This window comes from Paracidovorax konjaci (assembly GCF_900112675.1).
In the GTDB taxonomy this organism is placed as follows: Bacteria; Pseudomonadota; Gammaproteobacteria; order Burkholderiales; family Burkholderiaceae_C; genus Paracidovorax; species Paracidovorax konjaci.
The window spans coordinates 84,080-107,403 of record NZ_FOMQ01000007.1 but is presented as its reverse complement, the minus strand read 5'-3'; the positions used below and the strand labels follow the sequence as shown (position 1 = coordinate 107,403).

The 23,324-nt window shown below is 70.3% G+C and carries 17 protein-coding genes and 1 tRNA gene; 2 read left to right on the top strand and 16 right to left on the bottom strand.

All coding sequences use genetic code 11. From position 1 onward, the window contains the following. Window positions 1-73: 73 nt before the first annotated feature. The 6 genes from BM144_RS12520 to BM144_RS12495 form a co-directional block, all read right to left on the bottom strand. Window positions 74-3,028, bottom strand: a complete 2,955-nt coding sequence (locus BM144_RS12520; RefSeq protein WP_092952702.1) for a ribonucleoside-diphosphate reductase subunit alpha — start codon at window positions 3,026-3,028, stop codon at window positions 74-76. A gap of 369 nt (window positions 3,029-3,397) precedes the next feature. Continuing rightward, window positions 3,398-3,994, bottom strand: coding sequence for a 1,6-anhydro-N-acetylmuramyl-L-alanine amidase AmpD (gene ampD / locus BM144_RS12515; RefSeq protein ID WP_245783643.1), 597 nt, complete (start codon window positions 3,992-3,994; stop codon window positions 3,398-3,400). Further along, window positions 3,981-5,489: a sigma-54-dependent transcriptional regulator gene (locus BM144_RS12510; RefSeq protein WP_092952698.1), complete on the bottom strand. Its 1,509-nt coding sequence runs from the start codon at window positions 5,487-5,489 to the stop codon at window positions 3,981-3,983. The genes ampD and BM144_RS12510 overlap by 14 nt, the downstream gene beginning before the upstream one ends. 16 nt (window positions 5,490-5,505) lie before the next feature. Next, window positions 5,506-7,224, bottom strand: coding sequence for a sensor histidine kinase (locus tag BM144_RS12505; protein ID WP_092952696.1), 1,719 nt, complete (start codon window positions 7,222-7,224; stop codon window positions 5,506-5,508). An 18-nt stretch (window positions 7,225-7,242) separates the two neighbouring features. Further along, entirely contained in the window at window positions 7,243-7,467 is a 225-nt protein-coding gene (locus tag BM144_RS12500) for a PP0621 family protein (protein ID WP_092952694.1), read from the bottom strand. After that, the gene (locus BM144_RS12495) at window positions 7,464-8,261 is read right to left on the bottom strand and encodes a cytochrome C assembly family protein (protein WP_092952692.1); all 798 of its coding nucleotides are present in this window, start codon (window positions 8,259-8,261) and stop codon (window positions 7,464-7,466) included. Before BM144_RS12495 ends, BM144_RS12500 begins: the two co-directional genes overlap by 4 nt. A 79-nt stretch (window positions 8,262-8,340) precedes the next feature. On the opposite strand from BM144_RS12495, the gene ffh reads away from it, so the two are divergent. Beyond that, window positions 8,341-9,723: a signal recognition particle protein gene (gene ffh / locus BM144_RS12490; protein WP_092952690.1), complete on the top strand. Its 1,383-nt coding sequence runs from the start codon at window positions 8,341-8,343 to the stop codon at window positions 9,721-9,723. Between the two features lie 104 nt (window positions 9,724-9,827). Here the strand turns inward: ffh and BM144_RS12485 are convergent, their stop codons facing one another. The 9 genes from BM144_RS12485 to BM144_RS12445 form a co-directional block, all read right to left on the bottom strand. Beyond that, complete coding sequence (locus BM144_RS12485) at window positions 9,828-10,538, bottom strand: DUF1266 domain-containing protein (protein ID WP_092952688.1); 711 nt, start codon at window positions 10,536-10,538, stop codon at window positions 9,828-9,830. Beyond that, window positions 10,535-11,722: a hypothetical protein gene (locus tag BM144_RS12480; protein WP_245783642.1), complete on the bottom strand. Its 1,188-nt coding sequence runs from the start codon at window positions 11,720-11,722 to the stop codon at window positions 10,535-10,537. The genes BM144_RS12485 and BM144_RS12480 overlap by 4 nt, the downstream gene beginning before the upstream one ends. Next, entirely contained in the window at window positions 11,674-14,070 is a 2,397-nt protein-coding gene (locus tag BM144_RS12475) for a hypothetical protein (protein WP_092952686.1), read from the bottom strand. The genes BM144_RS12480 and BM144_RS12475 overlap by 49 nt, the downstream gene beginning before the upstream one ends. Window positions 14,071-14,341: 271 nt before the next feature. Continuing rightward, on the bottom strand, window positions 14,342-16,420 hold the full coding sequence (gene mdoH, locus BM144_RS12470; protein WP_092952684.1) for a glucans biosynthesis glucosyltransferase MdoH: 2,079 nt from the start codon (window positions 16,418-16,420) through the stop codon (window positions 14,342-14,344). A gap of 289 nt (window positions 16,421-16,709) precedes the next feature. After that, window positions 16,710-18,125, bottom strand: a complete 1,416-nt coding sequence (locus BM144_RS12465; protein WP_092952682.1) for a sigma 54-interacting transcriptional regulator — start codon at window positions 18,123-18,125, stop codon at window positions 16,710-16,712. A gap of 9 nt (window positions 18,126-18,134) precedes the next feature. Then, window positions 18,135-18,872 (bottom strand): hypothetical protein, encoded by a 738-nt coding sequence (locus tag BM144_RS12460; RefSeq protein WP_092952680.1) that lies wholly within the window; start codon window positions 18,870-18,872, stop codon window positions 18,135-18,137. Then, entirely contained in the window at window positions 18,862-20,322 is a 1,461-nt protein-coding gene (locus BM144_RS12455; protein WP_092952678.1) for a sensor histidine kinase, read from the bottom strand. Before BM144_RS12455 ends, BM144_RS12460 begins: the two co-directional genes overlap by 11 nt. A gap of 13 nt (window positions 20,323-20,335) precedes the next feature. Then, a complete protein-coding gene (gene miaB / locus BM144_RS12450; RefSeq protein ID WP_092952676.1) occupies window positions 20,336-21,685 on the bottom strand; it encodes a tRNA (N6-isopentenyl adenosine(37)-C2)-methylthiotransferase MiaB in 1,350 nt (449 codons plus the stop codon). Window positions 21,686-21,819: 134 nt separating this feature from the next. Further along, entirely contained in the window at window positions 21,820-22,257 is a 438-nt protein-coding gene (locus BM144_RS12445) for a hypothetical protein (protein ID WP_434802664.1), read from the bottom strand. Window positions 22,258-22,381: 124 nt separating this feature from the next. On the opposite strand from BM144_RS12445, the gene BM144_RS12440 reads away from it, so the two are divergent. Beyond that, window positions 22,382-22,458: transfer RNA gene (locus BM144_RS12440), tRNA-Met, on the top strand. A gap of 66 nt (window positions 22,459-22,524) precedes the next feature. On the opposite strand, the gene BM144_RS12435 is transcribed toward BM144_RS12440, so the two are convergent. Next, entirely contained in the window at window positions 22,525-23,319 is a 795-nt protein-coding gene (locus BM144_RS12435) for an ABC transporter ATP-binding protein (protein ID WP_092952672.1), read from the bottom strand. Between the last annotated feature and the right edge of the window lie 5 nt (window positions 23,320-23,324).

Here is a 23,324-nt window from a genome sequence, read left to right as displayed (position 1 = left end):
CAGCCATGTTTTTGTTGCTTCAGAGCACATGCGCGAAGGTCCCGATGGAAGACCTTCGCGCACATGCGTGCCATCACTGGCAGGCTTCGCAGGTCGGGTCGTCGATGGCGCAGAACTTCACATCGGTGGCGGGCAGCGCGGCGGCCTGCGCCTGTGCCGCGGCGGCGGCTGCATCGAGTGCGCTGGCGCGCGGCGCATCGGCCGCCCCTGCCGACGACATTCCACCTTCGCTGCCCGACGACACGGCGTTGAGCTGGCGCGTGTTGACGGTGCTCATCTCGACGTGCGTGGCGCTTTGCGTGCGCAGGTAGTACGTGGTCTTGAGGCCGCGCACCCAGGCGAGCTTGTAGGTCTCGTCGAGCTTCTTGCCGGAGGCGCCGGCCATGTAGATGTTCAGGCTCTGCGCCTGGTCGATCCACTTCTGCCGGCGCGAAGCGGCCTCCACGAGCCACGTGGGCGCGACCTCGAAGGCGGTGGAGTAGAGCGCCTTGACGTCCTGCGGCACGCGGTCGATGGGGTGCAGCGAGCCCTTGAAGTGCTTGAGGTCCATGACCATCACGTCGTCCCAGAGGCCCAGGCGCTTGAGGTCGCGCACGAGGTAGCCGTTGATGACGGTGAATTCGCCCGAGAGGTTCGACTTGACCGACAGGTTGCCGAAGGAGGGCTCGATGGACGCATCCACGCCGACGATGTTGGAGATGGTGGCCGTCGGCGCGATGGCCACGCAATTGGAGTTGCGCATGCCGTCCTGCGCGATCTTCTTGCGCAGCGTGTCCCAGTCGAGCGTGGCGGCGCGGTCCACTTCCACGTAGCCGCCGCGCGCCTTCTCGAGCAGCTCGAGCGTGTCGATGGGCAGGATGCCGCGGTCCCACAGCGAGCCGGGGTAGCTGGAATACCTGCCGCGTTCCTTGGCGAGTTCGGTGGAAGCCCAGTAGGCGTAGTAGCAGATCGCTTCCATGGAGCGGTCGGCGAACTCCACGGCGGCCTGCGACGCGTAGGGAATGCGCAGCTCGTACAGGCTGTCCTGGAAGGCCATGAGGCCCAGGCCCACGGGGCGGTGGCGCATGTTGGAGTTGCGCGCCTTTTCCACGGCGTAGTAGTTGATGTCGATCACGTTGTCGAGCATGCGCATGGCCGTGGAGATGGTCCGGCGCAGCTTGTCGTGGTCGAGTTCCCTGCCGTTCGGGCCGTCCTTGAGGTGGCGCACGAGGTTCACCGAACCAAGGTTGCAGACCGCGGTCTCGGCATCGCTGGTGTTGAGCGTGATCTCGGTGCAGAGGTTGGACGAGTGCACCACGCCCGCGTGCTGCTGGGGCGAGCGCACGTTGCAGGCATCCTTGAACGTGATCCACGGATGGCCGGTTTCGAACAGCATCGTGAGGATCTTGCGCCACAGGTCGGTCGCCTGCAGCGTGCGCGAGGGCTTGATCTCGCCGCGGGCGGCCTTTTCCTCGTAGGCCACGTAGGCCTTCTCGAAGTCGGCGCCGAAGAGGTCGTGCAGGTCCGGCACGCTGGAGGGCGAGAACAGGGTCCACGTGCCCTTTTCCATGACGCGGCGCATGAACAGGTCGGGGATCCAGTTGGCGGTGTTCATGTCGTGCGTGCGGCGGCGGTCGTCGCCGGTGTTCTTGCGCAGCTCCAGGAACTCCTCGATGTCGAGGTGCCAGGTTTCCAGGTAGGTGCAGACGGCGCCCTTGCGCTTGCCGCCCTGGTTCACGGCCACCGCCGTGTCGTTCACGACCTTGAGGAAGGGCACCACGCCCTGCGATTCGCCGTTGGTGCCCTTGATGTGCGAGCCCAGGGCGCGCACGCGCGTCCAGTCGTTGCCGAGGCCGCCCGCGAACTTGGAGAGCAGGGCGTTTTCCTTGATCGACTCGTAGATGCCGTCCAGGTCGTCGGGCACGGTGGTCAGGTAGCAGGACGAGAGCTGCGAGCGCAGCGTGCCGCTGTTGAAGAGCGTGGGCGTGGACGACATGAAGTCGAACGACGACAGCACTTCATAGAACTCGATGGCGCGGGCCTCGCGGTCGGACTCGTTCAGCGCAAGGCCCATGGCCACGCGCATGAAGAAGGCCTGCGGCAATTCGATGCGCGTCTTGCGCACGTGCAGGAAGTAGCGGTCGTAGAGGGTCTGCAGGCCCAGGTAGTCGAACTGCTGGTCGCGTTCGGCCCGCAGCGCCTTGCCGATCCGGGCCAGGTCGTACTGCAGCAGGCGCGGGTCAAGCAGGTCGTTGTCCACGCCCTTCTGGATGAACTGCGGGAAATAGGCGGCGTAGGCCGGGCCCATCTCGGCAGGCACGACGTCCTGGCCCAGGACCTCGCGGACGATCGTGTGCAGCAGCAGGCGCGCGGTGGCGTAGGTGTAGTCGGGGTCTTTTTCGATGAGCGTGCGCGCGGCCAAGATCGACGCCTTGTACACCTCGTCCATCGGCACGCCGTCGTACAGGTTGCGCATCGTCTCGGCCACGATGGGTGCGGCGTGGACGTCGGCGCCCAGGTTGGCACAGGCGGAATCGATCAGGCCGCGCAGGCGCGCCTCGTCCAGCGGCACGCGCTGTCCGTTGTCGATGACGTGCAGGACCGGCGCTGCGGGCACGGCCTGGCGATCGTGCTGCTGGTGCGCGCGCTCCTGGGTGCGGCGTTCACGGTAGAGCACATAGGCACGCGCCACTTCGTGGTGGCCGCCGCGCATGAGGCCCAGTTCCACATGGTCCTGGACATCTTCGATGTGGAAGGTGCCGCCGCCCGGGCGCGAGCGCATGAGCGCGCGCACGACGTTCTGCGTCAGCGTATCGACCGTCTCGCGCACGCTGGCCGATGCCGCACCCTGCGTGCCGTGCACTGCCAGGAAGGCCTTCATCATCGCGACGGCGATCTTCTGCGGCTCGAACGGAACCACCGCGCCGTTGCGGCGGATGATCTGGTAATGCGAGAGCGCGTTGCCACCGGCGGCCGGCGAACTGGCGTGTGCCTGGGGCGTTGGATCGGGCGTGGTCGTGGCGGATGAAGGGCTCAGCGCAGGCTGCATGGAAGAACCTCGGAAAGATTGGGGGAGGACGGAAACGGGGCCGTGATGTAGGAGAACATCACCAACTGATTGCGCAATGCGGAACGCTATAGGTAGTGTTCCAGGGACTGCGCGGGCACTACATGTAGTGTATCTCTTGCCAAACGGCGGTGGTGGTAACGGACGGTTCCGGAGAGTGGCACGAGGCGCTGCCATCGGCCGCGCAAGCCGCACCGGATGGGCGTTCGGGCCCCGGGCGCGAAGCCTGGCGCGCGTTGCCGGACCGGAATGCCGCAAAGAGCCAGCAGCGACGCTGGAAACGCAAGGGGAGCGAGTGTCGCGATTTGCCCGCACCTGCGCCAGCGCTACGGGAAAACCCTTGCTCTTCGGTCAGGAGGGCTTGACTTGTGGCGGGAAGGCGATGTCCGCGCGGCCGAGCTTCCGCACGAGGCCTTGCCAGTCGAAACCCGGACCGGGATCCCGCTTGCGGCCCGGGGCCACGTGCTCGTGCCCGGCGATGTGGGCCACGGGGTAGTGGCGTGCGATGTCCCGGCACAGGGTCGCCAGGGCCTGGTATTGCGCGGGCTCGAAGGTGTCGCCTTCCAGGCCTTCCAGCTCGATGCCGATCGAATCGTTGTTGCAGTTCTCGCGGCCACGGTAGGCGGACGGACCCGCATGCCACGCCCGGTCGTCACAGCCCACGAATTGCCAGAGCCGCCCATCGCGCTCGATGAAGAAATGCGCGGACACCTGCAGGCCGCGGATGCCGGCGTAGTACGGGTGCGCGTTCCAGTCCAGCGCATTCATGAAGAGCCGCTGGACTTCGCCGGTGCCGTATTCGCCCGGCGGCAGGCTGATGGAATGCACCACGATGAGGTCGATGGCCGTGCCCACGGGCCGTGGCCCGAAGTTGGGCGACGGTTGGTGCGTCGCCGGCGCATACCATCCGCCGCGCCATAGCGCCGCGGGGGATTCAGCAGGCGGCATGGTCGTCGGAGGCATCGTCGTCCTGGGGCGCAGCGATGGCCAGGCGGTCGATGCGGTAGCGGATCTGGCGCAGGCTGATGCCCAGGCGCGCAGCGGTGGCGGTGCGGTTGAATCCGTGCTCGCGCAGCGCACGCACCAGGATCTCGCGCTCCTGCTGGTCCAGCCAGCCCTGCAGGTCGCTGGGCAGCGGGACGGTGGCCGCCGGCATCGCTCCGTTGCTGCCTTCGGGCGGCTGATCGGAGATTCCGCTGCCTCCCGTGCCGCGCGCGGCCGCCATGCCCGCGGGCAGGGGCGCCGCCATGGGCACGGCCGGGTTTTCCACGTGCAGTTCTTCCCCGTCGCCCAGGGCGACCGCGCGGTGCAGCAGGTTTTCCAGCTCGCGCACGTTGCCCGTGAGCGGATGGCGCGCAATGCTCGCCAGCACGCGCTCCGTCAGGCGCGGAACGGGCAGGCCGGCATCCGCGGCGATGCGTTCCAGCAGGGCGGCGCAGAGGGCGGGAATGTCTTCGCGGCGTTCGCGCAGCGGAGGGATGGCCACCTCGATCACGTTCAGCCGGTAGTAGAGGTCCTGGCGGAAGCGACCGGCCTGCACGTCGGCGGCCAGGTCGCGGTGGGTGGCGCTCACGATGCGCACATCCACCGTGTCCTCCTGCGTGGAGCCGAGGGGGCGCACGCTGCGCTCCTGGATGGCGCGCAGCAGCTTGGCCTGCATGGGCAGGGGCAGGTCGCCGATCTCGTCGAGGAAGAGCGTGCCGCCGCGCGCGGCCTGGAAGTAGCCGTCGCGGTCCTGGCTCGCGCCGGTGTAGGAGCCTTTGCGCGCGCCGAAGAATTCCGCCTCCAGCAGGTTCTCGGGGATGGCGCCGCAGTTCACGGCCACCAGCGGGCCCTCGGCGCGCTGGCTGCAGGCATGCAGCGCGCGCGCCACGAGTTCCTTGCCGGTGCCCGATTCGCCCCGGATGAGCACGGGCGCCATGCTGCGGGCCACCTTGGCGATGCGCTGCTTGACGGTGCGCATGGCCTCCGATTCGCCCACCAGGCGGTCCAGGCCCGGAGGCGGTTCGCCGGCCGCTGCCGCCTGCCCGGGGCCTCCGGCACGCGGCGACCGCGGCGCGGGCACGCCGCCGGTGCCCTGCACGGCCGAGGCCACCACGGATCGGAACTGCTTCAGGTCGACGGGTTTGGTGAGGTAGTCGAAGGCACCGGACCGCAGCGCCTCGACCGCGTTGTCGGCGGAGCCGTAGGCGGTCATGACCACGCAGCGTTCGCGCCGCTTCTGGTTGCGGATGTCCTGCAGCAGTTCCATGCCGAACCCGTCCGGCAGGCGCATGTCGGTGATGACCGCGTCGAAGCGCTGGGCCTGCAGCTGCTGGCGCGCCTCGGCCACGGTGGCGGCCGTTTCCACGCGGTAGCCCTCGCGCAGCAGCGTGAGTTCGTAGAGGGTGCGCAGGTCGGGTTCGTCGTCGACGACCAGGATGGTGGCGGCGGGTGCGTTCATGGGCAGGGCGGCGCGGTCAGACGACGATTGTGTCAAACAGTGTGGCCGGTCCGGCGGGCCGGCTGGCACGGCGGAAGGCGACGGTGAAGCCGTTGCCTCCCACGGCGCCGCGCGGCAGCACGCGTGTGAGGCGCTGGTAGTCGATGGAGGCGCCGTGGCGCTGGCAGAGTTCGCGGCAGATGTAGAGGCCCAGGCCGCTGGAGCGGCTCTCCGACGAGAAGAAGGGCTCGAAGAGGTGGCGCTCGACGCCCTTGTCCAGCGGTGCGCCGTCGCTCCAGACCTGCAGATGGGCCTGCCCGCCGGCGTTGGTGTAGGTGGAGACGCAGAGCGAGTCGGCCTCCGTGCCCATGTAGCGCAGGGCGTTGTCGAGCAGGTTCACCAGCACCCGCCGCAGGTGTTCGGGGTCGAATTCGACGGGCGAGCCCTCGGCATGCAGCGAGAGCTGGGCCCGGCGGCGCCCCGGCGCCTGCGATAGCCAGTCCTTGCAGACCTGGGCGACCGTGTCGTCCAGCGGCAGCACGCCCGCGGGCGCGTGGCTGATCTGGTGCTGCACGCGCGCGATGTCGAGTACATCCTCCGCGATGCGCGCGAGCCGGTCCGCGTTCTGCTGGACCATCTGGGCGAGCCGCCTCTGGGCGGGATCGACGAGGTCTTCTTCCAGCAGCGCATTGGCCTGCACGATGGCCGCCAGCGGGTTGCGGATCTCGTGTGCCACGGCGGCCGACATGCGGCCCATGGCGGCCAGCTTCTCGGTGCGCAGGCGTGCCTCCATCTCGCGCAGGTCGTGCAGGAACATCACGCACAGCTGCGCGCCGCCGGTGTCACGCGCGATCTGGGGCGACGAGGTGAGCCAGGCGCGCACGTGCAGCGCCAGCGGGCTCTGGCCGGTCTGCAGGATGTCCACGTCGGCGCTCTGCGGCTGTGCCCGCAGGAAGGTCTGCCGGGCCATCTCCAGCAGGGGCTTCCAGGACGGCGAGTGGGTGAGCGCGAACGGCAGGGCCGGGCGCAGGGAGTCGGCCAGCAGCGCCAGCGCCGCGGGATTGGCGAGCCGGACCGTGCCGCGCGGATCGACCACCAGCACGCCGTCCGAGAGGTGGTCGATCACCAGCGCGCTCACCTGCTCCTGGATCTTGGCGGCGGCATGGCTTTCCTCGGCCAATTGCTGCTCGCGGTGCAGGCGCGTGGCGAGCTGGTGCACGAGGTAGGCGACGATGAAGTAGCCGGTGCCCGTGAGGGCGGTCTGGAAATAGCGCTGCGCCGACTCGGCCGTGCCCGCGCCGCCCAGCCACCAGGCCCAGGCCAGCAGCAGCAGCGTCGCGCCCGCGGTCGTGCCCAGCGCGAGGGTCAGCGTGCCCAGCACGCCCGCCATGAGGATGGGCAGCCCGAACAGCGGCGTGAAGTTCATCCCGCCGCTCTGCAGCATCTGCAGGCTGATGATGACCGCCAGGTCCACGCCGATGGTGGGCAGCCAGCGGATGCCGGCCTGCGGGGGCGGCGGTGTCTCGGCGGAGAGCGACAGCACCAGCACCGTGGCCACCAGGTAGAGGATGCACACCGCCGCCAGGACCGGCTCGAAGTTCTGGTTGAAGGCGAAGCCCAGCGCCTGCAGCAGCAGCAGGGCCACGGCCACCAGCACGCGGCCCGCGAGGAAGCTTGTCCAGAGGCGCAGGAACGGCGGGTCGGCTGCCGGTGCCTGCAGGGTGGGCGGGGGAAGGGGGCGCGAAGGAGGCGGCACGCGGGCGGCTCCGGCCTGTCAGCGCGGGCCGAGGCGCTGGTGCTCGTGGCTGCAGTAGGTCAGGCCCGCATGCGTGACGGCCTGCGGCCCGGGCACATGCACGCCGCAGTGCGCGCAGGGCAGCATGTCCTGCGGCGCCGCCAGGCTGCGCCGGGGCGCCGTGCCGGCCACCGGGCCCCGCCGCGCGCTGCGCCACAGCCAGAGGGCCACGCCCAGCACGATGAACAGCACGAGGTACTTCATGCGACGCGCCCCAACACCACTTCGAGCACGAAGCGCGAGCCCACGTAGGCCAGCAGCAGCAGCGCCGCCCCGGCATAGAGCACGCGCACCGCGATGCGGCCGCGCCAGCCGAAGCGGGACCGCCCGATGAGCAGCACCGCGAAGGTGAGCCACGAGAGCACCGAGAAGACGGCCTTGTGGTCCCAGTTCCAGGCCCGGCCGTAGAGGGTCTCGCCGAAGAGCAGGCCTGCGGCGAGCGTGGCCGTGAGCAGCACGAAGCCGGCGGCCACGAAGCGGAAGGTGAGGCGTTCCAGCGTGAGCAGAGGCACGCCGCTGCGCGGATCGGCGGCCTGGCGGATGTGCCGCTCCGCGCGCGTCATGAGCCAGGCATGCACCACGGCGGCGGCGAAGAGCCCGTACGAGGCGATGCCCAGCGCCAGGTGCAGCGGCAGCCAGGCCGAGGCATTGACGTGCAGCGGCGCCCCGGGGAAGACCTGCGCCAGCAGCACGGCCACGGCGCCCAGCGCGGCCAGCATCCAGCGGGCGCGCATCTGCGGAAAGAGCTGGTGCTCGACGGCATACACGGTGAGGACGAGCCAGGCCGTCATGGAAAGAGCCGGGGCGAAGCCGAAATGGGGTGTGCCGCCCAGCAGGCTCCAGCCGAGCACCGCGGCATGCAGCACCCAGGCGACCCAGAGCGCCTGGCGGCCGCGCTCGACGCCGATGCGGGAGGCGGCCAGGGCCGGCACCGCGTAGGCCAGCGCCGCGCCCAGGGACAGCAGCCAGTTCGCGGGAGAGACGCTGGGTAAAATCATGGACCTACAGTTTAGCCCGCCGCCGCGCGGGCGCCCCGGCCCGGATGCAGCATCCGGCGCGCCCAACCGGAACACGTCCATGGCATCCGCCCTTACCGAAAAACTCTCCCGGCTCGTCAAGGAGATGCGCGGCCAGGCCCGCATCACCGAATCCAACGTGCAGGACATGCTGCGCGAGGTGCGCATGGCGCTGCTGGAGGCCGACGTGGCCCTGCCGGTGGTGCGCGACTTCATCGCGCGCGTGAAGGAAAAGGCGCTGGGCCAGGACGTGCTGGGCTCGCTCAAGCCGGGGCAGACGCTGGTCTCCATCGTGAACCGCGAACTGGCCGCGACCATGGGCGAGGGCGTGTCGGACATCAACCTCGCCGCGCAGCCGCCGGCGGTGATCCTCATGGCGGGCCTGCAGGGCGCCGGCAAGACGACCACCACCGCCAAGCTGGCCAAGCACCTGATCGAAAAGCGCAAGAAGAAGGTGCTCACCGTCTCGGGCGACGTGTACCGCCCCGCGGCCATCGAGCAGCTCAAGACCGTGACGAAGCAGGCCGGCGCCGAGTGGTTCCCCAGCACGCCCGACCAGAAGCCGCTGGACATCGCGCGCGCCGCGATCGACCACGCCCGCCGCCATTACTTCGACGTGCTGCTGGTCGATACGGCCGGCCGCCTCGCGATCGACGAGGCGCTCATGAACGAGATCAAGGAGCTGCACGCGGCGCTGAACCCGGTCGAGACGCTGTTCGTGGTCGATGCCATGCAGGGCCAGGACGCGGTCAACACGGCCAAGGCCTTCAAGGAGGCGCTGCCGCTCACCGGCATCGTGCTCACCAAGCTCGACGGCGACTCGCGCGGCGGGGCCGCGCTCTCCGTGCGGCAGGTGACGGGCGCGCCGATCAAGTTCGCGGGCGTGTCCGAGAAGATCGACGGCCTGGAGGTGTTCGATGCCGAGCGCCACGCGGGCCGCATCCTGGGCATGGGCGACATCGTGGCCCTGGTCGAGCAGGTGAGCGCGGGCGTGGACCTGGAGGCCGCGCAGAAGCTGGCGGCCAAGGTCAAGAGCGGCGACGGCTTCGACCTGAACGACTTCCTCGGCCAGCTCCAGCAGATGAAGCAGATGGGCGGGCTCTCCAGCCTGATGGACAAGCTGCCCTCCGAATTGATGGCCAAGGCCGGCCAGGTGGACATGGACAAGGCCGAGAAGGACATCCGCCGCAAGGAGGGGATCATCCAGAGCATGACCCCCCACGAGCGCCGCAAGCCCGAGGTCATCAAGGCCACGCGCAAGAAACGCATCGCCGCCGGCGCGGGCGTGCAGGTGCAGGAAGTGAACCGCTTGCTCAACGAGTTCGAGCAGATGCAGGGGATGATGAAGAAGATGAAGGGCGGCGGCCTCATGAAGATGATGAAGCGCATGGGCGGCATGAAGGGCTTCGGTGGCGGCGGCGGAATGCCCAAGCTGCCCTTCTGAGCAGCCGCGCCCCCTCGCCGCCCCAGGGCGATTGGCGGCACGGTTTGCTATTTAATTTATAGCAAACTATCGAATGGATCCGGCGGCATGGGGGCAAAAAGGCTTCAAGCCTGTGCCGGGCGTTCCGCGCCGGCCACCGGCGTGCCGGGCCAGGGGAGCCACCGCCAGGGGTGGTCGGTCTCGGCGATCCAGCCGCGCACGTCGTCCTCGGTGAAGGCCGTGCCCAGGCTGTCGGCGCGCGCATGGGCCACCCACTGCCGGCGGCCCCGGGCGAGCGCCCGGCCGTAATCCTCCCAGCCGGTGAAGCATTCGCCCGCGCGCTGCGCGTTGTGCGCCAGGATCTCCCATTGCGTGGCTTCGTCGAGCCAGCCCAGGATAGACGCCGTGCGCGTGGCGAAGGCGACGCGCGCGCAGGCAAAGGCCAGCGCGTCGCGCGGCGCGTCCTGCGGGCGCAGGGCGTCCAGGTCCATGCGGAACCAGCGGTTGCGCCACTGCGCCGCGAAGCTGCTGCGCAGGTCGGCGTCGGCCGTGTCGGCGCGCAGGCCCAGCCCGTGCAGCAGCGCGGGCCGCAGCGATTGGGCGAGCCCCGCGGTGAAGACCGGCAGCCGCGCGTCGGCGAAACCGCCCTCCACGCGCGCGAAAGCCATGGGGTGCGCCAGCGCGAGCATGGCGTTTTCGTGCGGCGCGAGTGCGTAGCGCTGCCGCATGCCGGGGCGGCGCGCCCATTGCCAGAGCCGCCAGGCGCCACCGGCCAGGAAGGCGAGCAGGTGCCAGGCGATCCAGCCGAGCGCCGCGAGCAGCAGGAAGGTGGTCATGGCGCGGCGCCTCCCGCGGGGGCGGTGTCCGGCAGCACGCCGGGCACGGCGGCGGCCAGCGCCGGCGTCACCGGCAGGCCGCGCAGCAGCGCCGGATCGCGGGCGGCCACGAGCCACTGCACCAGCGGCGGGGGCGAGGGCAGTTCTCGCACCAGCGCGGGTCGCGCCTGGACGAGCCGCACCTGGTCGGCCTCGTCCGCCACGTCGCCCACGGCGCGCCAGCCCGCCGCCACGCGCACGATGCCCATGCGCAGGGCGTCCGGCGGTGCCTCCCCGCCAGTGTCCAGCTGGTTGAGCAGCGCCAGCACCTCGGCGTGGTAGCGCGCGATGGGCGGGCGGTTCTGCTTGCCCTTGATCTGGTCGATCGCTAGCCGGCCGTCCTCGCGCACCAGGGCGCTGAGCGTGATGTGTGGCAGGTCGCCCGCGCTGCGGTACGAGAAAAGGCGCATCCGCCCCTGTTCGCAATGACTCGCGTAGTGCTCGCCGTACCCGCCGGCCAGGCTGCGCCGGCTGGCGAACTGGCCCAGGCAGTGGCGCATCATCTGGCTCTCGTAGGCCATCTCGGCGCGCAGTTGCGGGCTCTCGGGCAGCAGTTCCACGAAGCGCCCGTGCTCGCCCTGCCAGACCGTGCGCACGGCGCGCGGATCGTGTTCCCGCCAGCCGGCAGCGGCCTTGGCTTCCAGCGCGGCGTGCTCGCGCGTCCAGAGCGCCAGCGCCTGCGGCGCAGTGATGCGCTGGAGCTTGCCCTCCAGCGCCGTGCCCTGGCGCGCGTGCAGGAATTCGACCAGGCGGTCTTCGGTGGCGCGCAGCGCATCGCTGGCCGGGTCCACCCACCAGAGCGGCGCGGTGGCGGGGCCGGCCGTGCGCGCGGCGAGCCGCTCGCGCGCCCAGGGCGGCACGGGGGCGGGAGCGAAGAGGCCCTCCGCCTGGTCGAGCCGCGTGACGGCCAGCACGGCCGGTGGCGGCGCCCGCAGATTGCCCACGGCATGCCGGTAGAAATGGTTCGCGAGCCACGCCTGCACGGCCGGGGGATCGCCGCGCTCCTGGCTGCGGCGCGCGATGGCGCGGCGCAGCTCGGGCGCGTTGACGACGTCGCGCGCGCCGTAGGTGCCGGCTGCCGGGTCCGGCCGGGCCATCACCAGAACTTCCACCAGGGCCGTGCCGCGCGCATCGCCTTGCGGCACTGCGCCATGCGCTCGCGCGTGTAGCCGGCCTCCCGCGCATCGGACTCCTCGCCGGGCCGCACGGCCTGCAGCGATTCGCGGTAGAGCGCCATGGCCCGGGCATGGTCGCGGGCGTACTCGAAGACGGCGCCGGCCAGCCGGCGCATGCGCGGGCCTTCTGCGGCGCGCAGCGTGTCCATCATGGGTTCGATCCGCGCGAGGGCGTCGGCGGGCTGCGTCCAGGCCATGTAGCGCAGCAGCAGGAGCTGGGTCGCCAGGAAGCCGGTGCGGTGCTCGCCGCGGTCTTCGTCGTCCAGTCCGTTCCACCATTCGTCCAGCCGCTGCAGCCAGATGGCGATCTCGTTGTCGCGGTCCAGGTCGTACAGCGCGCTGCCCACGTCGTCGAAGTATTCGGTGGGGTCGTGGCGGCCGTAGCCGTGCTCGGCCGCGAAGTGCCACAGCGTGTCGGCGGCCGCCACGAACTCGGCCTTGCGGTCCGACTGCTCGTAGCACTGCATGAGGCCGTGGTGGTGCTCGGCGAACGGGCTCGCCGCGAGACCCTTGTGGTGCAGCTCCACCGCGCGGTCGTACTGCTGGAGCGCCCAGCGCCGGTAGATCGCGAGGTTGTTGCACAGCATCGCGTAGACGTGGAGGTCCGCGTCGCGGAACCAGCCCTCGCCCGTGGCGAAGAAGGCCTCGAAATGCGTGAGCGCGAGTTCGTAGTAGCGCGCGGCGAGGTCGCTCACGGCGCGCTCGGGCCAGCCCTCGGGCGCCCCGGCTTCGTCGTGCAGGTGGTGGTCGATCCAGGTGCCCATGTGGTAGCACCAGCCGGCCGCCGGCGCGCCCGCGAAGGGCTGCTGCAGCGCCGCTTCGATGCCGTGGGCGCGCACGCGGTGCAGCCAGAGCGCCTGCAGCACGCCGGGGTGGGCCAGCGCGGGTTCGCGGGCGGCGGCTTCGAGCAAAGGCAGGACGCGGGCGGACTCCGCGCCCTGGGCATGCCACCACTGCGCCTGCAGCGCGCCGATCGCGGGATGGGTGGGCGCCGAGGCGCGCGCCAGCGCCAGTTGCGCGTCGAAGAAGGCGTCCACGGGCTGCGGCGCGGCCACCCAGTGCATCTCTTCGTGCAGCGCGGCGGCGGCCAGGGCCAGCGTCCAGTAGACGCTGGGCGCGGCATCGCCCGCCTGACCGGTCTGCGCGGCGGCCTGCCGCTCCAGTGCGAGACGGCAGGCGTATTGCGCGGACCGGGGCCGCTGGTTGTCGGTGCATTCGAACGCCAGGCGTGCCGCATCGGCGTCGCGGCCGGCTTCGATCAGCCAGTCGAGCACATGGCAGGTGAAGCCGTCGTCCTGGTCGCGCGTGAGGCCGAAGCGGCCCTGCCGCGCCTGCGAGAGGGCTTCTTCCAACCGGCCCCGGGCATGCAGCGCCCGGGCCTGCAGGCGCGCGAGCCTCACGGCCACGTCGCGCCGCCGCGGGCGCGGCGTGTCGGCGGGCAGCAGCCGCTCCACCTGCTGCGCCACGGTGGCGATGCCCTCCGGGTCGAGCGCGATGAGGCCCGGGCCCAGGTTGAGCCAGTCCTCGTGGTCCACGTCCTGGCCCGCTTCGGCCAGGCGCAGGTGGTCCATGGCCTGCTGCGCGGCCTGCCGCGCCAGTGCCGCATCGCCTTCCGCCGCGTGGACGGTGCCGGTGCGCAGCGCGGCCACGGCGCTGTCCCAGGCCCGGAACGCGGCACGCCCGGGCGTGGCCTGCTGGAGGGCCAGGCGCGCCGCGGCGCAGCGGCGTGCCAGGGGGAAATCGCGGCTGCGCCCGGCCTGCGCGGCCAGGTGCTCCCAGGCGCGGTCGGACTGGTCGGCCAGCGGAGGCTCGGACAGCAGCCGTTCGGCCGCGGCCAGCGCCTGCGCGAGCGCGGGGCCGGCTTCGGCATGGGCGATGTCGGGCGTGTCGCCCTGCCGGGCCTGCTGCGATTGCACGCGGGCGAAGACCAGGTCCACGCGCGCATCGTGGCGCTCGGCCGCGGGCAGATCCTGGACCAGGGTTTCGCCGTGCCGGTCCAGCGCGGCCAGCGCCTCGTCCGGCCGGCCGGCGTCGAGCCAGAGCGCGTGGATGCGGTGCAGCGCGTCCAGCGCGTCGGGGTGCAGCGGCTGGCGGCCGAGCATCGCGGCGAGGGTCTGCTGCCGCGTGAGGTCGGCGCCGGTGCCGTCATCGGTGCCGGCGTCGCCGTCCGCGGCGATGGCTTCGGCTTCGTCCAGGTAGGCGTCGAGCAGCGGGCCCTGCAGCGCGGGCGGCGCGGTGCCCGCGTCGGTGGTCGGTGCGGGCAGGGGCCGGGGGGTGTCCGGGCTGTCGGGGGTGCCCAGGGAATTGGCAGGCGGCATGGAATGTCCAGGGAAAGGGGCGCGGCCTGCCGATGGGCGGCCTTCGGGTGGGCGCTATTTTGCGGCAGAGCCCGCGCGCCGGTGAGGGCGCGGTGCCGGGCGAATGAGCGCCGCCGGCGCCAGGGTGTGCTTCGGGCAAGGGTTTGAATGAGAACCCCTCCATGCCGCCGATTCCATTGAATAGTTTGCTATCGAATACGTAGCAATAAAAAAGCCGGCGCAGAGGCCGGCTTGAAGTGCGCACCGGAGTGCGCACGAGGGGGATGGGGCTTCAGGCCGCCTTGAGCAACGGCGCGGGCTGGCGCTGGGGGCCGTTCTTGAGCTGCGTGGCATGCATCCAGGCGCGGCGCAGCACGGGCGGCGACCACGATTCCTCGGGAATCAGCAGGAAGCGCTGGGCGCGCAGCGTGCGGCCGATCGCGATCTGGCTCGACAGCACCACCAGCGGGATCGCCAGCACCAGGGGCAGGCCCACGGGCATCAGCCAGACCAGTGCGGTGGGGTCGATCAGCGCCACCCCCACGCCCAGCAGGGCGATCACGATGGTCATCGGAGCCAGTTGGCGCAGGGCATCGGCCCAGGGCACGGCGTTGGCTTCGCGGGGGGGCGACTTCCAGTCCAGCTTCAGGCCGGTGAGCGCGATCAGCACGAACAGCGAGTGGCCGAGCATGCGGATGGGGGCCTGCAGGATCGCCATGGCGCTTTCCAGCGCGGCGCTCTTGAGCAGGCTGGCGGTGCCGCCGTACTGCTTCTGCTCGCCCTTCATGAGGATCGCGGTCACGCCCAGCACGCGGGGCAGGAACAGCATGCACAGCGTCCAGGCCCACAGCGCCATCAGCTCGCTGGGCAGCACGTTCCAGTCGGCCACGAGGCGGGCACCGGAGAGCCACAGTGCCGTGCCGAAGGTGATGAAGGCCAGCCACAGGGGCGCCGACAGGTAGGCCATGGCGCCGGTCACGAACATCGCGCGATGCACGCGGTGGATGCCGGGCTCGGCCATCAGGCGGGCATTCTGCAGGTTGCCCTGGCACCAGCGGCGGTCGCGCTGCAGCTCGGAGAGCAGGTCCGGCGGCTGTTGCTCGTAGCTGCCGACCAGGTCGGAAACCAGCCACACGTGGTAGCCGGCACGGCGCATCAGCGCGGCTTCGACGAAGTCGTGGCTCATGATGCCGCCGCTCATGCCGCCCGTGCCCTGGATGGGGGCCAGTGCGCAGTGCTCCATGAAGGGCGCCACGCGGATGATGGCGTTGTGGCCCCAGTAGTGGGACTCGCCCAACTGCCAGAACTGCATGCCCAGGGTGAACAGTCGGCCCGTGACGCGCGAGGCGAATTGCTGGGCGCGTGCGTGCAGGGTGACGTGGCCGATGGCCTGCGTGGCTGTCTGGATGATGCCGGCGCGCGGATGGGCTTCCATCAGCTTGGCCATGGAGACGATGCAGTCGCCGCTCATCACGCTGTCGGCGTCGAGCACCACCATGTACTTGTAGTCCTTGCCCCAGCGGCGGCAGAAGTCGGCCACGTTGCCGGCCTTGCGGTGCGAGCGGCGGGTGCGCAGGCGGTAGTAGACCTCAACCTGCGGCTGGTTGCCGTTGGCGGCGAGGGCCGCGCGCAGCTCTTCCCAGGCAGCGCGCTCGGCGGCGGCGATCTCGGGGTCGTAGCTGTCGGAGAGCACGAACACGTCGAAGGTCTTCGCATGGCCCGTGGCGGCCACCGATTCGCAGGTGGCGCGCAGGCCGGCGAACACCGTCGCCACGTCCTCATTGCAGATGGGCATGATGATCGCGGTGCGCGCATCGGGGCTCAGCACGTCGTTGCGCACGCTCTTGGCCGACAGCGCATGGCGGTCGCCGCGCAGCATCACCCAGAAGCCCATCATGGCCGTGAGGAAGCCGGTCACCACCCAGGTGGAGAGCAGGGCGAAGAGGCCGAGCTGGCCGTATTCGAGCCAGGCGCTGTCGTAGTTGGGCTGCACACCGGCGAAGAGCGCGGTGGCCAGGGCGCTGGTGGCCAGGGCCAGCAGCATGAAGACGTTGCGACGCTGGCGCGCTGCGGGCTCCCAGGCTTCTTCCGGGGCGGCGGCAGCGGGGGCCTCGGCCTTGCGGCCGTTCAGGCGCATCAGCACGGCCGTGCCGATGCCGTTCCAGAAGCCACGCCAGGGACGCGGCACCATCGAGCCACGGTGCACCGGCGGTGCCGTGAGCGAATTGGGATGGCGTTCTTCGCGCAGCGTGCTGCGGGAAGAGTCCACGGGGCGCGGGTAGCGTGCGCCACGGCGCGCCACCGATGCGGGAGCGGCGGTGCCCAGGGTGGTGCGGGGCACGGCTTCCGTTCGGGAGGTGTGTGATTCCATGGGTTTGCTCACTGAGTGGGTGGGTTCCAGGACAGGTGCGTAACCCTCTCGCGAATGCGCATCCGCCGGTGTCGGCGCAGCGCTGGAGGAGGGGTAGGCCTGTGGCATGGCATCAATAGGGCAAACCCTGTGCCAGCTTGGAAAAATCCTTGTGAATCAAGGACTTGGACGCACGATCGCGTGTAAGTAGTTGTGCGGGGTGCCTGGAAGGCCCCAAAAACCCGGTTTTTGTCGCGATCTGGCGACCCCACCCGGCCGCCAAGAAGGAAAATCCTTCTAAATCAATGACTTATTCATGTCGCTCTTCGGCGACATCGTCGCCGGAGCCCCCATCGCTCTTGAACTGGCCGGGCGTCAGGGCATGCTTTTGCAGCAGCCGGTAGAACTCCGTCCGGTTGCGCTGCGCCAGGCGCGCGGCATCGGCGACATTGCCGTCGGTCATCTTCAGCAGGTCCACCAGGTATTCGCGCTCGAAGCGCTGGCGGGCCTCGGTGAAGCTCAGTACCTGGGCCGTGGGCGTGCGCAGCGCGCGCTGCACCAGCCCCAGCGGCACGAGGGGCGAGGTGGAGAGCGCGCAGGCCTGCTCGACCACGTTGTAGAGCTGCCGCACGTTGCCCGGCCACGCAGCGGACGTGAGGGCCTTCAGGGCCTCGGGCGAAAAGCCCGACAGGCGTTTTTCGTACTTGCGCGCCAGCAGGTCGAGGAAATGGTTGGCCAGCAGGGGGATGTCCTCGCGCCGGTCGGCCAGGGTGGGCAGCGTGAGGGTGACCACGTTGAGGCGGTAGTACAGGTCTTCCCGGAACTGGCCCGTGGCCATGGCGGCTTCGAGATCGCGGTGCGTGGCCGAGACGATGCGCACGTTGACGGGCGTGGCCTGGCTGGCGCCCACGGGCCGCACGGCGCGCTCCTGCAGCACGCGCAGCAGCTTGACCTGCAGCGCCGGCGGCATGTCGCCGATTTCGTCGAGCAGCAGCGTGCCGCCATCGGCCGCCTGGAAGAGGCCCTTGTGGTTGCTGTGCGCGTCGGTGAAGGCCCCCTTCATGTGGCCGAAGAGTTCGGACTCCAGCAGCGCCTCCGGAATGGCGCCGCAGTTCACTGCCACGAAGGGCCGCGCCGCGCGCGTGCTGGCGCGGTGGATGGCGCGGGCCAGCAGTTCCTTGCCGGTGCCGCTGTCGCCCAGGAGCAGCACGCTGGCGTCCGACTGCGCCACCATGTGCGCCTCGGCCAGCAGGTCGGCCATGCGGTTGGAGCGGCTCACGATCTCCTCGCGCCACGTGCTGTCGGCCTGCGTGCTCTGCGTGGCCGGCGCGCTCAGCGCCAGCGCCTGGGAGATCTTGTCGAGCAGGTCCTTGGCGTCGTAGGGCTTGGTGAGGTAGGTGAACACGCCGCGCGCCGTCGCCTCGACCGCATCGGGGATGGTGCCGTGCGCGGTCAGCAGGATCACCGGCAGCGAAGGGTGGCGCGACCGCACCTCGTCGAACAGCGCGAGTCCGTCGCGGCCCGGCAGCCGCACATCGCTCAGCACCAGTTGCGGGCGGTTGGTTTCCAGCTGGGCCAGCGCGGCCTCCGCCGAGGGCACGGCCACCACCTCGTAGCCTGCCGCGTTCAGCCGCAGGGACAGCAGCCGCAGCATGTCGGCATCGTCGTCCACCACCAGGATGCGTGGCCGGTGGCTGGCGGGGGGCTTGGCGGGTGGCGTGGGCATGCGGCGGTGTCAGCGGGGGCTGTCGGTGGGGGCGGGGGGCGGGGCGGTCTTGCCGTTGCCGGGCGCACCCGGCCGTGCGTTCAGGCTGCGTTCGATGGCACGCATCGCTTCCAGGCGTTCGTTCAACTGGTCGATGCGGCGCTGGCCGTCCTTCAACTGCTGGCCCTGGCGGTCGAGCTGGTCTTCGAGGCGGCGCTGCTGCAGCAGGCGGTTCTCCAGCAGGCGCGAGAGCGGGTGCAGCGCGGCTGCGGCCGGCCGCGCATCGCCCAGCACCTTCTGCACGAGGCCCAGCGAGCGCGCCGTATCGGCAGGCTGGCGGGTCTGCAGCAGCGCGAGCGCGAGCTGCAGGGTCTTCTCGGGCGAGCCGTTCGCCGACTGGGCGTCGGAGAGTTGCGCGATCTCGGCCGTGATCTCGGGCGGCGACAGCGTGCGCACGCGGTCCGCGTACTGCAGCATCTGCCGCGGCACGGACACGGCCGCGCGAGCGGGCGAGGGCGCCGATTCGGGCTCCGAGCTGCCCGTGGCCGGTGCCGAAGCGGCATCCGCGTCGGATTTGTCGGTATCGGGCATCGGCGGCGGGACCGGGGCCGGGAGCACGGCGGGCGGCGGCTCGGCGGGCGGGGGCGGCGTGGTGCATCCGCCGAGCGCGAGGCTTCCCCACAGCGCCAGGCACGCCACCGGCCAGGCACGCATGCGTTCGGGCAAGGCGCGGGAAACGGTGCGTGGCATCGAGGGGTCAGGAAGCATGGGGCAGTTCGATTCGGAAGGGTGTGCGTTCGCCGGACTCGACCAGACTCACCCGCCCACCGTGGGCGGCGACGTACTCCTGGACGATGGACAGGCCGATGCCGGTGCCGCGCGCGGCGTCTTCCGGCTGCCGCACGCCCCGGTAGAAGGGTTCGAAGATGCGGCTGCGGTCATTTTCATGCACACCAGGGCCTTCATCGGTCACATCGACGCGGATTCGATCCTCGAAACGTGTGAGTTGAATCAAGATCTTGCTGCCGCGTGGAGAAAAGCGGATGGCATTGGAGAGCAGGTTGCCCACGGCCGAGGCGATCTTCTCGGCGTCCAGCGGCAGCGTCACCGGCTTGCCCTCCAGCACCACGTCGAGCTTGCGGGCCTGCCACTGCAGGCGCTGCGCCTCGATCTGGGTTTCGATCAGGGCCAGCAGGTCGGTGGGCGTGCGGTGCAACTGGCGCGCCTCGAACGCGGCGGCATTGAAGCGCAGCAGCGCCTCGATCTCGCTCTGGAGCACGAGCGTGTTCTGGTGCAGGATGTTCACCACCTCGCGCTGCCCGGGCATCAGTTCGCCGGTCACGCCGTCCTGCAGCAGCGCCACGCCTTCGCGCATCGATGCCAGCGGGGTCTTGAGTTCGTGGGAGATGTGCCGCAGGAAGCGCGCCTTGTCGGCATCCAGCTCCAGCAGGCGCACGCGCAGCCATTCGAGCTGCTGGCCCACGCGGCGGATGTCCACCGGGCCGGGGATGTCCACCGGCTGCGCGAGTTCGTTCTCGCCCAGCAGGCGGATCGCGTTCTCCAGCCGCTTGAAGGGACGTGCGAGCCAGATCCCCAGCGCGAGCGCGAGCGCGAGGGCCAGCACGATCACGCCCACCACCTGGTGCGTCACCTCCCGGCGGCTGGACTCGATCTTTGCCTGCAGCTCGGTGCTGCGCCGCGTGTTGATGTCCTGCACCGACTGGGCGATGGCGCCGTTCACGCCGTCGAGTTCCAGGAACAGCGCGGCCACGGTGCGCTCGTTCTCCAGCGAGAGGGCCGGCGGGCCGTCCAGCAGCGCCGTCACATCGGTCAGGTGGCCGCGCCATTGCGCACCCAGCTCCGGCGGCAGGCCGTTGTTCTCGAGCCGCTGGAGGATGTCGCGTGCCTCGCGGGAGATCTCGTCGAAGCGCCGGCGCAGCGACCGGTCGGTGAGCACCAGCGACTGTCGGGCCGCGCGCTCCAGGGTCTGGCTGCGCGCGTTCAGGCTCTGGGCGGCCGCGTTGAGCTGTATGGCCTCGGCCGCGCCGTGGCGGCTCTGGCCCATGAGCTGCTCCAGCGTGAAGATCGCGCGCAGCGAACTCGCGCCCTGCAGCCCGGCGATGAGCAGGAAGGCCAGCAGCAGCATCTGCTGGAACGACAGCCCCCCGAGGGCGGCGACGCCCTGCTGGCGGCGGAACAGGCGCGCGGCGAAACCCAAACCGGCCCCGCCTTCAGAGCGCCGCCACCGCGTCGTGGTCGGCCAAGACGACCTCGCCGCGCAGGGTGTAGGCCTTGGCCTCGGTGACCGCCACCTCCACCATCTGGCCGATGAGCCGGGGGTGTCCGGCGAAGTTGACCACGCGGTTGCATTCCGTGCGGCCCATCAGCTCGCTGCCGTCCCGCTTGGAGACGCCTTCCACCAGGATGCGCTGCACCGAGCCCACGCGGCCCTCGCTGATGGAGCGGATGTTGGCGTTGATCACCGCCTGCAGCTCCTGCAGGCGGCGCAGCTTGACCTCGTGGGGCGTGTCGTCGTGCAGGCCGGCGGCCGGCGTGCCGGGGCGGGGGCTGAAGATGAAACTGAAGCTGTTGTCGAAATGCACGTCGTCGATGAGCTTCATCATCTTGCGGAAGTCTTCCTCCGTCTCGCCGGGGAAGCCCACGATGAAATCGCTGCTCATCGCGAGGTCGGGCCGGATCGCGCGCAGCTTGCGGACCGTGCTCTTGTATTCCATGGCCGTGTATCCGCGCTTCATGGCCATCAGGATGCGGTCGGAGCCATGCTGCACGGGCAGGTGCAGGTGGCTCACCAGCTTCGGGATGCGCGCGTAGGCCTCGATGAGGCGCGGCGTGAATTCGTTCGGGTGGCTCGTCGTATAGCGGATGCGCTCGATGCCGGGGATGTCGGCCACGTATTCGAGCAGCAAGGCGAAGTCTGCGCGCTCGGCCGTCTCGCCCATGGCACCGAGGTAGGCGTTCACGTTCTGCCCCAGCAGCGTGACTTCCTTGACGCCCTGGTCGGCAAGGCCGGCCACCTCGACGAGCACGTCGTCGAAAGGCCGGCTCACCTCTTCGCCGCGCGTATAGGGCACCACGCAGTAGCTGCAGTACTTGCTGCAGCCTTCCATGATGGAGACGAACGCGCTCGCGCCTTCCACGCGCGCGGGCGGCAGGTGGTCGAATTTCTCGATCTCGGGGAAGCTGATGTCCACCTGCGGGCGCGCCAGCGCCTCGCGCTGCGCCAGCAGTTCGGGCAGGCGGTGCAGCGTCTGCGGGCCGAACACCACGTCCACGTAGGGCGCACGCTTGATGATCTCGTCGCCTTCCTGGCTCGCCACGCAGCCGCCCACGCCGATCTTCACGCCGCGGGCCTTCAGGTGCTTGATGCGACCCAGGTCGCTGAACACCTTCTCCTGCGCCTTCTCGCGCACCGAGCAGGTATTGAAGAGGATCAGGTCGGCCTCTTCCACATCCTGTGTGGGCTCGTAACCCTGTGCGGCGTTCAGCACGTCCACCATCTTGTCCGAGTCGTACTCGTTCATCTGGCAGCCGAAGGTTTTGACGAAGACTTTTTTGGCCATGGCAGGAAATCCGGAAGAAGGCAGAAAGAGAGAGTCAGCCGCCCGCCTGCGAGTGCGCGGTCCCTGCTGCAGCAGGGGCGCCGGGCGAGAGCGGCCTCGGATGCGGGGAGCGGGTGGGGCCGGGCCCCGATGGCTCAGCTCCCCGAGCCGAACAGGGTGTCGAACAGCGAAGAGCCGCCGCTGCCTTTGCGGGGCTGGGCGGCTTCGGCCTTGCTGAGGATCCAGGCCGCGTGCAGCATGCCCGTGGAAGGCTCGATCACGTAGTTGACCGTGAACGACTGCCCGATCACCGTGTGGGCCATCACCAGCGAGTTCTGCGGGCTGAAGATGCGCATGCCGGGGGCCATGCGCATTGTGTTGCCGTTGATCTGGGCTTCCGCCGTGCTCATGACCACGAGGGTGCCGCGCAGCGCGGCCTCGGGAAAGTTGCGGACGCCGCCCAGCGAGGGCTGCACCTGCTGCGCTGCAGCAGGCACGGAGGCCGCTGCCGCGCCGAGCGCCAGCAGCAGCGCAGCAGCGCTGCGCAGCCGGCGGGAACGGAAAAGGGGTGTGTGGGGCTGGCAGCGGTTCATGGTGTTCATCCAGGGGCTGAGGCCGGGATTCTACGGGCCGCCCGCCGGAATGCCGTACGCGGGCCGGCACCAGGGTGCGCCAAGTGTTGTGCCGGCAGAAAAAAGCGATATACTTGCGGGCTTCGGCGCTTTAGCTCAGTCGGTTAGAGCGATGGAATCATAATCCACAGGTCCGCGGTTCGAATCCGTGAAGCGCCACCAGATCAAAACCCCACAGAACGCGAGTCCTGTGGGGTTTTTGCTTTGCGCCTTGGCTGGCGCGGTGCGTCAAGCCCCAGCGGCCGGCAAGGGCTCCGCAGGGGCGATGCCCTGGCCGAAGTACAGCGCGCGGATGTCCGCCCGGGCCCGCAGTTCATGCGCCTCGCCCTGCAGTGCGCTGCGCCCTGTGTCCAGGACCGTGGCGCGGTGGGCATGGCGCAGGGCTACGGTGGAGTTCTGCTCGGCGATCAGCAGCGTCAGGCCCTCTTCGCGGTTGAGCCGCGCGAGTTCCCGGAAGATGTCCTCCACCGTGCGGGGCGCGAGCCCCATGCTGGGCTCGTCCAGCACCAGCAGCCGGGGCCGCGCCATGAGCGCCCGGCCGATCGCTGCCATCTGCTGCTCCCCGCCCGAAGTGAGCCCTGCGGGGGTATGGCGCTTGGCCTGGAGGCGGGGGAACGCGGCATAGACCCGCTCCAGATCCTGTGCCAGCCGTGCCCGCGATGCGCCGCCTCCGATGCCGCCCGTGACGAGGTTCTCCTCGATCGTGAGCGAGGGAAAGCAGTGGCGCCCCTCCAGCACGGGAACCAGGCCGCGCCGCACCAGCGCATCGGGCGAGGCGCGCAACACGTCCTGTCCGTCGAAGGCGATGCGGCCCTGCGTGACCTGCCCGCGCAGCGCCGCCAGCAGATGCGATACCGCGCGCAGTGCCGTGGACTTGCCGGCTCCGTTGGCGCCGAGCAGTGCATGGATCTCGCCGGCACGGACGTCCAGCGTCACGCCCTGGAGCGCGGCGATGGCGCCCAGGTAATGCACGTGCACGCCCTCCAGGCGCAGCAGCGGGGTGCCGGTGTCCTGTGCGGCCATGGGCT